The sequence below is a fragment of the Escherichia sp. WS338 genome (assembly GCF_046486405.1).
GTDB classification, from domain to species: Bacteria; Pseudomonadota; Gammaproteobacteria; order Enterobacterales; family Enterobacteriaceae; genus Escherichia; species Escherichia coli.
In genome coordinates this window covers 11859-24574 of sequence record NZ_JBJQLL010000009.1, presented here as the reverse complement: position 1 = coordinate 24574, position 12716 = coordinate 11859, and the positions used below count along the sequence as shown (strand labels likewise).

Genomic DNA, 12716 nt, shown 5'->3' with positions numbered 1-12716 from the left:
AGGAATCAACATGGCACAGCTTTCGTTACAACATATTCAAAAGATCTACGATAACCAGGTGCATGTGGTGAAGGACTTCAGCCTGGAGATTGCCGATAAAGAGTTCATCGTGTTTGTCGGCCCGTCGGGCTGCGGTAAATCGACCACCCTGCGTATGATTGCCGGGCTTGAGGAGATCAGCGGCGGTGATCTGTTGATCGACGGCAAACGAATGAATGACGTTCCAGCCAAAGCACGCAATATCGCGATGGTGTTCCAGAACTACGCGCTGTATCCGCATATGACGGTCTACGACAACATGGCGTTTGGCCTGAAGATGCAAAAAATCGCCAGAGAGGTGATTGATGAGCGGGTGAACTGGGCGGCGCAAATTCTCGGCCTGCGTGAGTACCTGAAACGCAAGCCGGGCGCGCTTTCCGGCGGGCAACGTCAGCGAGTGGCGCTTGGGCGGGCGATTGTGCGCGAAGCGGGCGTGTTTTTAATGGATGAGCCGCTCTCTAACCTGGATGCCAAGCTGCGCGTGCAAATGCGCGCAGAGATCAGCAAGCTGCATCAGAAACTGAACACCACCATGATCTACGTGACCCACGATCAGACCGAAGCGATGACCATGGCGACGCGGATTGTGATTATGAAGGATGGGATTGTTCAGCAAGTAGGTGCGCCGAAAACGGTTTATAACCAACCCGCGAATATGTTTGTTGCCGGATTTATAGGATCACCTGCAATGAATTTTATTCGCGGCACGATTGATGGCGATAAATTCGTTACGGAAACGCTTAAATTAACCATTCCCGAGGAGAAATTAGCGGTTCTGAAAACACAGGAAAGTTTGCATAAGCCCATTGTGATGGGAATACGCCCGGAAGATATTCAGCCGCAAGCGCAAGAGGAAAATAACATTTCCGCCAAAATTAGCGTGGCAGAATTAACCGGTGCTGAATTTATGCTCTACACCACGGTTGGGGGGCACGAACTGGTGGTCCGTGCTGGTGCGTTAAATGATTATCATGCAGGAGAAAATATCACTATTCATTTTGATATGACTAAATGTCATTTCTTTGATGCAGAAACGGAAATAGCAATTCGCTAAATACAGGGGGAAGGCATTCCCCCAGGATAATACAAGGAACAATAATGAAAAAATTATTACCCTGTACCGCACTGGTGATGTGTGCGGGAATGGCCTGCGCACAGGCCGAGGAAAAGAACGACTGGCACTTTAATATCGGCGCGATGTACGAAATAGAAAACGTCGAGGGTTATGGCGAAGATATGGATGGGCTGGCGGAGCCTTCTGTCTATTTTAATGCCGCCAACGGGCCGTGGAGAATTTCTCTGGCCTATTATCAGGAAGGGCCGGTAGATTATAGCGCGGGTAAACGTGGAACGTGGTTTGATCGCCCGGAGCTGGAGGTACATTATCAGTTCCTCGAAAGCGATGATTTCAGTTTCGGTCTGACTGGTGGTTTCCGTAATTATGGTTATCACTACGTTGATGAACCGGGTAAAGACACGGCGAATATGCAGCGCTGGAAAATTGCGCCAGACTGGGATGTGAAACTGACTGACGATTTACGTTTCAACGGTTGGCTGTCGATGTATAAATTTGCCAACGATCTGAATACGACCGGTTATGCTGATACCCGTGTCGAAACGGAAACGGGTCTGCAATATACCTTCAACGAAACGGTTGCCTTGCGAGTGAACTATTATCTCGAGCGCGGTTTCAATATGGATGATAGCCGCAATAACGGTGAGTTTTCCACGCAAGAAATTCGCGCCTATTTGCCGCTGACGCTCGGCAACCACTCGGTGACGCCGTATACGCGCATTGGGCTGGATCGCTGGAGTAACTGGGACTGGCAGGATGATATTGAACGTGAAGGCCATGATTTTAACCGTGTGGGGTTATTTTACGGTTATGATTTCCAGAATGGTCTTTCCGTTTCGCTGGAATACGCGTTTGAGTGGCAGGATCACGACGAAGGCGACAGCGATAAATTCCATTATGCGGGTGTTGGGGTGAATTACTCGTTCTGATATTGTGCTAAATTGCCGGATGCGGGGCGAGCGCCAAATCCGGCATACATTTATTTCAACGACATATGCGTAGCAACGGTAATATTTTGTGGTGACGGTTTTCCGGCAATTAGCTGGAATAATAACTCGCAGCTTTGTTGACCTAACTCCTGCGTCGGAACATCGATGCCGCCTGGTGCAGGCGTTAAAATAAATGACAGCGTTTCATTGCTATAGCCCACCACCGCTAACTGCTGCGGAATAGCAATATTTTTCTCTGCTGCCGCACGATAAATGCTCATTAATTTCAGGCTGTCAGTGGCAAATACGGCTTCTGGCAACGGCGACTGGCTTAATAATTGCCGTGCGGCTTGCAAGGCTGTTTCATGGGTATAACCGCCGTCAACAATCCATTCATCACGCACTGCAATATTATGCGCAGCCAGACTTTGCTTATAGCCATTAACGCGGTCAACCGAGACATGGACATCAAGCGGAGCATGCAGGCAGGCAATATTTTGATGCCCACTTTCAATTAACGCATCGGTCAACGCAATGCTGTCGCCAAAATTATCGGTATCGACAGAATAAACATGGGCATATTGACCTTCAACTTTGCCAATTACCACCACCGGAATATCATATTTATCGAGTTGGGCAAAAAATGACTCATCCGCTGGCGAACTTAGCATAATAATGCCTTTAATCATTTTCTGCTTAATTTTGCTTTCGCATTTTTGTAAGTCTTCTGCCAGGTTGTGCGACGTCTGCAATATCACGTCGAAACCTTCTTCTTCAGCTTTGGCGGTGATGGCATGTAAAACTTCCGAGAAAAACGGATTACCCGCCGTAGTTTTGGTCGAACGGGTAGAAATCACCATAATGGCATCAAAACCCGAAGAGGTCAGCGCGCGTGCCAGCTTGTTTGGTTGATACTGTAATTCTTCAATGGCCCGTAACACTTTTTCGCGCGCTTCCGGGGAGATATTGGTTTGCTTATTCAGCACGCGTGATACGGTGGATTTTGATACGCCTGCAACCCTGGCAATATCATAAATAGTAGGGGACATAGGTCAGGAACTCCGTCCGAACGTGAATGTTGCACATCTTATGGAGTTCGCCCGTCGATGACAACACGGGCAGTTGATAATCAATGGCCTGGCCCCCACATTCATATCCTTACGAATGATTTTTTTCTGGTCTTCAGAGCAGCACAGGACAGCAATGAAGCGACTTAAAAATGAACTTAATGCGCTGGTGAATCGGGGTGTCGACAGACATCTGCGCCTCGCTGTAACCGGACTTAGCCGCAGCGGCAAAACAGCGTTTATCACCGCGATGGTTAATCAGTTGCTCAATATTCATGCCGGAGCACGTTTGCCGCTATTAAGTGCGGTGCGTGAAGAACGCCTGCTGGGCGTAAAACGCATTCCCCAGCGTGACTTTGGCATTCCGCGCTTCACCTATGATGAAGGACTGGCGCAGTTATATGGCGATCCTCCCGCCTGGCCGACGCCAACGCGCGGCGTCAGCGAAATTCGCCTGGCGCTACGCTATAAATCGAACGATTCGCTGCTGCGCCACTTTAAGGATACCTCCACGCTGTATCTGGAGATTGTGGATTACCCCGGCGAATGGTTGCTCGACCTGCCGATGCTGGCGCAGGACTATTTAAGCTGGTCGCGCCAGATGACGGGCTTACTCAATGGTCAGCGCGGCGAATGGTCGGCGAAATGGCGAATGATGTGCGAAGGGCTGGACCCGCTAGCGCCTGCCGACGAAAACCGGCTGGCAGACATTGCCGCCGCGTGGACCGATTATCTCCACCACTGTAAACAGCAGGGGCTGCACTTTATTCAGCCTGGGCGCTTTGTCTTGCCGGGAGATATGGCAGGTGCGCCCGCGCTGCAATTCTTCCCATGGCCAGATGTCGATGCCTGGGGCGAGTCTAAACTGGCGCAGGCCGATAAACACACCAACGCCGGAATGTTGCGCGAGCGTTTTAATTATTACTGCGAGAAGGTGGTGAAAGGATTCTATAAAAATCACTTCCTGCGTTTTGACCGCCAGATTGTGCTGGTGGACTGCCTGCAACCGCTCAACAGTGGACCACAGGCATTTAATGATATGCGTCTGGCGCTGACGCAGCTGATGCAAAGTTTCCACTACGGGCAGCGTACCCTGTTCCGGCGTTTGTTTTCGCCGGTTATCGATAAGCTATTGTTTGCTGCCACTAAAGCGGACCATGTGACCATCGATCAGCACGCTAATATGGTTTCATTACTGCAACAACTGATTCAGGATGCCTGGCAAAATGCGGCGTTCGAAGGGATCAGCATGGACTGCCTGGGGCTGGCGTCAGTTCAGGCGACCACCAGCGGCATTATTGATGTTAACGGTGAGAAAATCCCGGCGCTGCGCGGTAATCGACTCAGCGATGGCGCACCGCTCACTGTTTATCCTGGCGAAGTTCCCGCTCGTTTGCCCGGTCAGGCGTTCTGGGATAAGCAAGGCTTCCAGTTTGAGGCGTTTCGTCCGCAGGTGATGGATGTCGACAAACCGCTGCCGCATATTCGCCTTGATGCTGCGCTGGAATTTTTAATAGGAGATAAATTGCGATGACCGAACCGTTAAAACCACGTATTGATTTCGACGGTCCACTGGAGGTCGATCAGAATCCAAAATTCAGGGCGCAGCAGACCTTTGACGAAAATCAGGCGCAAAATTTTGCCCCGGCCACGCTCGACGAAGCGCAGGAAGAAGAGGGGCAAGTTGAAGCGGTGATGGACGCAGCGTTACGTCCGAAACGCAGCCTGTGGCGCAAAATGGTGATGGGCGGGTTGGCTCTGTTTGGCGCAAGCGTTGTCGGGCAGGGTGTACAGTGGACAATGAACGCCTGGCAAACCCAGGACTGGGTGGCGCTGGGTGGATGTGCCGCTGGGGCATTGATTATCGGCGCTGGCGTAGGTTCTGTGGTAACAGAGTGGCGGCGCTTATGGCGCTTGCGACAGCGCGCCCATGAACGCGACGAAGCGCGTGATTTATTGCATAGTCACGGCACGGGTAAAGGCCGCGCATTTTGCGAAAAACTGGCACAGCAGGCGGGCATCGATCAGTCACATCCGGCGCTGCAACGCTGGTATGCCTCAATCCATGAAACGCAAAACGACCGTGAAGTGGTCAGTTTGTATGCGCATTTGGTCCAGCCAGTTTTAGATGCCCAGGCGCGGCGCGAAATCAGCCGTTCGGCAGCGGAATCAACGTTGATGATTGCGGTCAGCCCTCTGGCGCTGGTGGATATGGCGTTTATCGCCTGGCGCAATCTGCGTTTGATTAATCGCATCGCCACGCTGTATGGCATTGAACTGGGATATTACAGCCGTTTGCGCCTGTTTAAGCTGGTATTGCTGAATATCGCTTTCGCCGGAGCCAGCGAACTGGTGCGCGAAGTGGGGATGGACTGGATGTCGCAAGATCTCGCTGCGCGTTTGTCTACCCGGGCAGCTCAGGGGATTGGTGCTGGACTTCTGACGGCACGACTGGGGATTAAAGCTATGGAACTTTGCCGCCCGCTGCCGTGGATTGAAGATGACAAACCTCGCCTCGGGGATTTCCGTCGTCAGCTTATCGGTCAGGTGAAAGAGACGCTGCAAAAAGGCAAAACGCCCAGCGAAAAATAATGCAATATCGGGTGCTGACCGGATATCTTTACGCCGAAGTGCCCGTTTTTCCGTCTTTGTGTCAATCATTGTTGACAGAAACCTTCCTGCTATCCAAATAGTGTCATATCATCATATTAATTGTTCTTTTTTCAGGTGAAGGTTCCCATGCGTCTGGAAGTCTTTTGTGAAGACCGACTTGGTCTGACCCGCGAATTACTCGATCTACTGGTGCTGAGAGGCATTGATTTACGCGGTATTGAGATTGACCCCATTGGGCGAATCTACCTCAATTTTGCCGAACTGGAATTTGAAAGTTTCAGCAGTCTGATGGCCGAAATACGCCGTATTGCAGGTGTTACCGATGTGCGCACTGTTCCGTGGATGCCTTCCGAACGTGAGCATCTGGCGTTGAGCGCGTTACTGGAGGCGTTGCCTGAGCCTGTGCTTTCTGTTGATATGAAAAGCAAAGTGGATATGGCGAACCCGGCGAGCTGTCAGCTTTTTGGGCAAAAATTGGATCGCCTGCGCAACCATACCGCCGCGCAATTAATTAACGGCTTTAATTTTTTACGCTGGCTGGAAAGCGAACCGCAAGACTCGCATAACGAGCATGTTGTTATTAATGGGCAGAATTTCCTGATGGAGATTACGCCTGTTTATCTTCAGGATGAAAATGATCAACATGTTCTGACCGGTGCGGTGGTGATGTTGCGCTCGACGATTCGTATGGGCCGTCAGTTGCAGAATGTCGCCGCCCAGGACGTCAGTGCCTTCAGTCAAATTGTCGCCGTCAGCCCGAAAATGAAGCATGTTGTCGAACAGGCGCAGAAACTGGCGATGCTAAGCGCGCCGTTGCTGATTACGGGTGACACCGGTACAGGTAAAGATCTCTTTGCCTACGCCTGCCATCAGGCAAGCCCACGAGCGGGCAAACCTTACCTGGCGCTGAACTGCGCGTCTATACCGGAAGATGCGGTCGAGAGTGAACTGTTTGGTCATGCTCCGGAAGGTAAAAAAGGGTTCTTTGAGCAGGCGAACGGTGGTTCGGTGCTGTTAGATGAGATAGGCGAGATGTCGCCAAGGATGCAGGCGAAATTACTGCGTTTCCTCAATGATGGTACTTTCCGTCGAGTTGGTGAAGATCATGAAGTGCATGTCGATGTAAGGGTGATTTGCGCTACGCAGAAGAATTTGGTCGAACTGGTGCAAAAAGGCGTGTTCCGTGAAGATCTCTATTATCGTCTGAACGTGTTGACGCTCAATCTGCCGCCGCTACGTGACTGTCCGCAGGACATCATGCCGTTAACCGAGCTGTTCGTCGCCCGCTTTGCCGACGAGCAGGGCGTGCCGCGTCCGAAACTGGCCGCTGACCTGAATACTGTGCTTACACGTTATGCGTGGCCGGGAAATGTGCGGCAGTTAAAGAACGCTATCTATCGCGCACTGACACAACTGGACGGTTATGAGCTGCGTCCACAGGATATTTTGTTGCCGGATTATGACGCCGCAACGGTAGCCGTGGGCGAAGATGCGATGGAAGGTTCGCTGGACGAAATCACCAGTCGTTTTGAACGCTCGGTATTAACCCAGCTTTATCGCAATTATCCCAGCACGCGCAAACTGGCAAAACGTCTCGGCGTTTCACATACCGCGATTGCCAATAAGTTGCGGGAATACGGTCTGAGTCAGAAGAAGAACGAAGAGTAAGCGCGAATATGCCTGATGGTGCAACACCATCAGGCATATTAACTTATGCTTTCAGTACAGCCAGAGCTGCTTCGTAATCCGGCTCGGTGGTGATTTCATCCACCAGCTGGCTGAAAATCACATTGTCATTTTCATCAATAACCACAACGGCACGCGCTGCCAGACCTTTCAGTGGGCCATCAGCAATTGCCACACCGTAGGCTTGCAGGAATTCAGCGTTACGGAAAGTGGAGAGGGTGATAACGTTGTTCAGACCTTCTGCGCCGCAGAAACGAGACTGGGCGAACGGCAGATCGGCAGAGATACACAGCACAACGGTGTTGTCGATCTCTGTTGCCAGTTGGTTAAACTTACGTACTGATGCGGCGCAAACACCGGTATCAATACTCGGGAAAATGTTCAGCACTTTGCGTTTACCCGCAAACTGACCGAGGGTGACGTCAGACAGATCTTTTGCCACGAGAGTAAAAGTCTGCGCTTTGCTACCCGCCTGCGGGATGGAATTGGCGACTGTAACCGGGTTGCCCTGGAAATGAACGGTTTGTGACATGATTATCTTTCCTGTTTACATATAGTTAACGTCACACCTAGTTTATGCTAACTGTCAATAACACAGCAAACGCTATTTGCGCTTAATCCGCAGACCACCGCGACAACAAGGAGTAAAGATGAGAACCGTTAAGGTATTCGAGGAAGGCTGGCCCTTACATACCCCGTTTGTGATTGCTTGGGGAAGTCGCAGTGAAGCGCGCGTGGTGGTGGTTGAACTGGAAGAAGAAGGTATTAAAGGCACCGGTGAATGCACGCCGTATCCGCGTTATGGAGAAAGTGATGCCTCGGTAATGGCGCAAATTATGAGCGTCGTGCCGCAATTAGAGAAAGGGCTGACACGGGAGGAGTTGCAAAAAATCCTCCCTGCCGGCGCAGCACGTAATGCGCTGGATTGTGCATTGTGGGATCTGGCGGCGCGAAAACAGCAGCAATCGCTGGCTGATTTGATCGGCATAACGCTTCCCGAGACAGTCACCACTGCCCAGACGGTAGTCATCGGTACGCCTGATCAGATGGCCAATAGTGCATCAACACTCTGGCAGGCAGGCGCGAAATTACTGAAAGTAAAGCTGGATAACCATCTTATCAGTGAGCGGATGGTGGCAATTCGCACCGCTGTGCCCGATGCGACGCTGATCGTTGACGCAAATGAATCCTGGCGTGCAGAAGGGTTGGCGGCGCGTTGCCAGCTATTGGCGGATTTAGGCGTTGCGATGCTTGAACAACCGCTCCCTGCGCAGGACGATGCGGCGCTGGAGAATTTTATTCATCCGTTACCGATTTGTGCTGATGAAAGTTGTCATACTCGTAGCAATCTGAAGGCGCTGAAAGGGCGCTATGAGATGGTTAACATTAAGCTTGATAAAACCGGTGGTCTGACGGAAGCGCTGGCGCTGGCGACTGAAGCGCGTGCACAAGGTTTTCGTCTGATGCTGGGCTGCATGTTGTGTACCTCTCGGGCCATTAGCGCCGCTTTACCGCTGGTGCCGCAGGTCAGTTTCGCCGATCTTGACGGACCGACCTGGCTGGCGGTAGATGTGGAACCGGCGCTTCAGTTCACGACGGGCGAATTGCATCTTTAGGATGCCAGCGCAGCAAGTTTGCCATCGCAAAGAGATATTTTTCGCTGGCTTCGTCGGAGGAGATGGGTGGAAACTCTGCGGTGATGCAATGCAAGTTGAGATCTGCACACCAACTACCGAAAGAGCCAGGCGTTTCATAACCGACGCTGGTTACCAGAGGCAATTCAAACGCCTGGGCCAGCCATTCACCTAATTCGCTGTGTCTGGGATCTTCAATACAGGCCAGCGGATCGTGGAATGAGACCACCCAGGCAGGTTGAATGCGGTGTATAAGCTGGCACAGCGCCTGGGTTTCAGGTTCGGAGCCAGGTTTGTCACCTGTCAGCAATACGACATCACGTTCTTCAGCGGCGCTGTTCCAGCGATAAACGGTTTCACCTTCCTTCCAGTTCGCCGCCGGAAAGTTTCGGTTTAAATCCACACCATTAGCATTGGCCCGTAACCCTAACTGGCAGCCGTCAGGATTCACACACAGCACCACATGATGGCGGCGCAAAGACGGTGTCAAAGTCCGCAGAGCACAGGAGAGCGTGACGATCGAAGAGTTTTCATCACCGTGAGTGCCAGCCAGAATCAAACCACTTTCGTGACTGGCTGCAGGGGCCGGAAACCAGATTAACGGCGCGCCCAATAATGAACGTCCGTAATGTTCTGTACCGGGCGGAAATGCGCCGCGTTCGGCGCGTGGGCGAGTTACGGTCATGATCGTCTCTGGTTCAGGAAGTATTACAGGCAGTGTTGTGCAAATTTTGCGGATTATCAAATCCTTTTCTTCAACGCTATGTTATCGATCTTGTATCACTTTTTTGCCGGAAGTTGTTTGCATTTTCATTGATGTGCAGATATTAGAATTGTCGTAATGTTATATACATGGCGTATTTTATTCTTACTGGTTCTACACATGTTAATCGCATCTGATTGATCAGTTCACCTTAATAAGTTTAATAAATCGTACTGCACATAGTACAGTACGATGGTAGCTATATAATTGATTTACATGAAGAATGGCTTATCGCCATCAGTCCCGGGTTGATTGATTCCTATATTCTCACCAATGTGTTTCTCAGGTTTATCGATGATATCTGTAATTAATGCTGCGACACTCTTACGTGATACGATCGTACCTTTGAATGGTTCATTGCGTGAGGTAAGCTCATAATCAATAATATCTTCATCAGTCAGCCAGGCAGGGCGAAGAATTGTATATTCCAGTCCAGAAGCCTCAATTGCATCTGCAGCCCTGCGGAATGGTTTTAGGGGTTCACCAATAACTGCATTATTCCATTCGCCAAATTTTCCTGGAACTTCATCATAAATACCGAGGGAAAGAACAAAGATCAGACGTTTAACATCACCGGCTTTCATCGCAGCGATCACTGAATTTGCCTGAATATCTAAATCTTCCCCCGTAAGGTTGGCATACACAACATCCTGTCCCTGCATGGCCTGCTTCAGTGCTGCATGATTCAGTACATCCCCCATAATAATCTTGCTATTAGTGGGATAGGGTTTGTGGATTTTTGCTGGCTGACGGGCAAATAAAGTTTGTTTAATGGTTTGTTTATCTGCCAGTTGATTAATCACATGGCGGGCTATCTGACCGCCAGCACCAAGAATCAGTACATTTTTCATGAAACTTTTCCCAGATTATTGGCAGCAATATGCCAGGCCATATCACTATTACGGATTTGAATATGTTTCATTACAGAGTTTCCTCAAAGAACGGAGCTAATACTGAAATTGCTTCAGCCACATAGACTTTGCCGTCATAAAGATCCATATGGTTTGCGCCTTCAACAATGTGATAGCGTTTATCCTGGCTTGATGCTCGATCGTACAGGTCGTCACTCATCCATTTGCTCCCTGCCTGGCTGCCCGCCACAATCTGTATCGGCTGAGTCAGGTACACTTCCGCCATATGGTAAGCATCATAGGTAATAATCTGGTTAAGGCTGCGCAAAGTAGCGTAACCCGGTGCTGTTGGATACTGCGCGCGAGGGGTATGGTAATACTCCCAGGCCTGACGCAGTTCTTCGTTCGGCGCATCGGACTCCTTCATTGGTGCCAGTGGCATAGTGGCGTATTCTCTGCTGCTAATATCGCTGGTTCGGGCGTTTGAACCCGCGTCAACGTATGGTAGGGCATCTATAGATTTCACATTGTTTTCCCAACCATTACGGAACATCGAACCAATATTGACCGCACTAACAGTACCGATGGCCTTGATGCGGCGATCCTGAATTGCAGCATTGGCTGTATATCCTGCACCGGCACAAATTCCCATCGCACCAATTCGGCTATTGTCGACATAAGAAAGCGTTGTCAGGTAATCAATCACGGCACTGACGTCTTCAGTACGAATGTATGGGTTTTCTAACTGACGCGGCTCGCCGCCGCTTTCACCTTGATAAGATGCGTCATAAGCAATAGTGACAAATCCCTTTTCCGCCAGTTTTTCGGCATAGGTTCCAGCCGTTTGCTCTTTAACGCCCCCACCTGGGTGAGATACCACAATTGCCGGATACTGACGGGTTTCATCAAATTTTGGAGGGAAATAGATCACTGCAGACAAAGAGATGGTTGGATTATTGCTGTTAGTGAAGCTGACTTTATTATTCATCATTCCGTTCCTCATGGAGTTGTCGGTTCGTTTTGACGGTTGGTGATATCACTATAGATATTGATCATTAAGTTGATTAGACCCAAAATCATGATTAGACCTATCATTTAAATGATTAATAGATTGTATGGAGATACTGAATGAAGCGTGAAGAAATCGCTGATCTGATGGCGTTTGTCGTCGTTGCAGAGGAGCGTAGCTTCACTCGCGCAGCAGCCCGCCTGAGCATGGCGCAGTCAGCTTTAAGCCAGATAGTGCGCCGTATAGAAGAACGATTGGGATTGCGGCTTCTGACACGAACCACGCGCAGCGTTGTACCCACTGAAGCGGGCGAGCATCTTTTGTCTGTTCTTGGCCCTATGTTGCATGACATAGATTCTGCCCTGACATCCCTGAGCGATCTGCAGAACCGCCCATCCGGGACAATACGTATTACTACTGTAGAACATGCAGCAAAAACGATATTGTTACCAGCTATGCGCACATTCCTGAAATCGCATCCTGAAATTGATATCCAGCTTACCATTGATTATGGTTTGACCGATGTCGTTTCTGAACGTTTTGATGCAGGCGTCCGTCTGGGTGGGGAGATGGATAAAGATATGATCGCCATTCGAATCGGGCCAGATATACCAATGGCTATTGTTGGCTCACCGGATTATTTTTCTCGTCGAAGTGCTCCAACCTCAGTGTCACAATTAATAGATCATCAGGCAATTAATTTGTATCTTCCCACATCGGGTACAGCAAATCGCTGGAGATTAATACGCGGTGGACGTGAAGTTCGTGTTCGCATGGAAGGTCAGCTTTTACTGAATACGATAGACCTGATCATTGATGCTGCAATTGATGGGCATGGATTGGCGTATCTACCTTATGATCAGGTTGAGCGGGCTATTAAAGAAAAAAAACTGATACGTGTTTTGGATAAATTCACACCAGATTTACCCGGTTATCACCTGTACTATCCACACCGTCGACATGCTGGCTCGGCATTCTCATTATTTATAGATAGGCTGAAGTATAAAGGTGCTGTTTAGCACTACTTGCTGATACATTAATTTAATTTTT

At 49.9% G+C, this 12716-nt stretch carries 12 protein-coding genes; 7 read left to right on the top strand and 5 right to left on the bottom strand.

The window, feature by feature from the left end:
• The first annotated feature begins 10 nt into the window (after window positions 1-10).
• Together ACJHWT_RS10335 and ompG are read left to right on the top strand one after the other, a co-directional pair.
• Complete coding sequence (locus tag ACJHWT_RS10335) at window positions 11-1093, top strand: ABC transporter ATP-binding protein (RefSeq protein ID WP_000068008.1); 1083 nt, start codon at window positions 11-13, stop codon at window positions 1091-1093.
• A 44-nt stretch (window positions 1094-1137) separates the two neighbouring features.
• Window positions 1138-2043 carry a monomeric porin OmpG gene (gene ompG / locus ACJHWT_RS10330; RefSeq protein ID WP_000735247.1) on the top strand — a complete coding sequence of 302 codons (906 nt, stop codon included), beginning with the start codon at window positions 1138-1140 and terminating at the stop codon, window positions 2041-2043.
• A 50-nt stretch (window positions 2044-2093) separates the two neighbouring features.
• Here the strand turns inward: ompG and ACJHWT_RS10325 are convergent, their stop codons facing one another.
• Window positions 2094-3092 carry a LacI family DNA-binding transcriptional regulator gene (locus ACJHWT_RS10325; protein ID WP_000075358.1) on the bottom strand — a complete coding sequence of 333 codons (999 nt, stop codon included), beginning with the start codon at window positions 3090-3092 and terminating at the stop codon, window positions 2094-2096.
• A gap of 154 nt (window positions 3093-3246) precedes the next feature.
• On the opposite strand from ACJHWT_RS10325, the gene ACJHWT_RS10320 reads away from it, so the two are divergent.
• The 3 genes from ACJHWT_RS10320 to tyrR all read left to right on the top strand — a co-directional run bounded on the left by ACJHWT_RS10320 (window position 3247) and on the right by tyrR (window position 7391).
• Complete coding sequence (locus ACJHWT_RS10320; protein WP_000825801.1) at window positions 3247-4644, top strand: YcjX family protein; 1398 nt, start codon at window positions 3247-3249, stop codon at window positions 4642-4644.
• On the top strand, window positions 4641-5702 hold the full coding sequence (locus ACJHWT_RS10315; protein ID WP_000138730.1) for a YcjF family protein: 1062 nt from the start codon (window positions 4641-4643) through the stop codon (window positions 5700-5702). The genes ACJHWT_RS10320 and ACJHWT_RS10315 overlap by 4 nt, the downstream gene beginning before the upstream one ends.
• A 147-nt stretch (window positions 5703-5849) precedes the next feature.
• On the top strand, window positions 5850-7391 hold the full coding sequence (tyrR, locus tag ACJHWT_RS10310; protein ID WP_001306544.1) for a transcriptional regulator TyrR: 1542 nt from the start codon (window positions 5850-5852) through the stop codon (window positions 7389-7391).
• 43 nt (window positions 7392-7434) lie between these two features.
• Here the strand turns inward: tyrR and tpx are convergent, their stop codons facing one another.
• Entirely contained in the window at window positions 7435-7941 is a 507-nt protein-coding gene (gene tpx / locus ACJHWT_RS10305; protein ID WP_000084387.1) for a thiol peroxidase, read from the bottom strand.
• Between the two features lie 118 nt (window positions 7942-8059).
• Between tpx and ycjG the strand changes: the two genes are divergently transcribed.
• Window positions 8060-9025, top strand: a complete 966-nt coding sequence (gene ycjG / locus ACJHWT_RS10300) for an L-Ala-D/L-Glu epimerase (protein WP_001317797.1) — start codon at window positions 8060-8062, stop codon at window positions 9023-9025.
• Here the strand turns inward: ycjG and mpaA are convergent.
• The 3 genes from mpaA to ACJHWT_RS10285 form a co-directional block, all read right to left on the bottom strand.
• Entirely contained in the window at window positions 9000-9728 is a 729-nt protein-coding gene (gene mpaA, locus ACJHWT_RS10295) for a murein tripeptide amidase MpaA (RefSeq protein ID WP_001296042.1), read from the bottom strand. The genes ycjG and mpaA overlap by 26 nt on opposite strands.
• 290 nt (window positions 9729-10018) lie before the next feature.
• The gene (locus ACJHWT_RS10290; RefSeq protein ID WP_000800179.1) at window positions 10019-10657 is read right to left on the bottom strand and encodes an SDR family oxidoreductase; all 639 of its coding nucleotides are present in this window, start codon (window positions 10655-10657) and stop codon (window positions 10019-10021) included.
• Window positions 10658-10727: 70 nt separating this feature from the next.
• Window positions 10728-11648 (bottom strand): alpha/beta hydrolase, encoded by a 921-nt coding sequence (locus ACJHWT_RS10285; protein WP_001563307.1) that lies wholly within the window; start codon window positions 11646-11648, stop codon window positions 10728-10730.
• A 137-nt stretch (window positions 11649-11785) separates the two neighbouring features.
• On the opposite strand from ACJHWT_RS10285, the gene pgrR reads away from it, so the two are divergent.
• Window positions 11786-12685, top strand: coding sequence for a DNA-binding transcriptional regulator PgrR (gene pgrR, locus ACJHWT_RS10280; RefSeq protein ID WP_000817700.1), 900 nt, complete (start codon window positions 11786-11788; stop codon window positions 12683-12685).
• Window positions 12686-12716 lie beyond the last annotated feature (31 nt).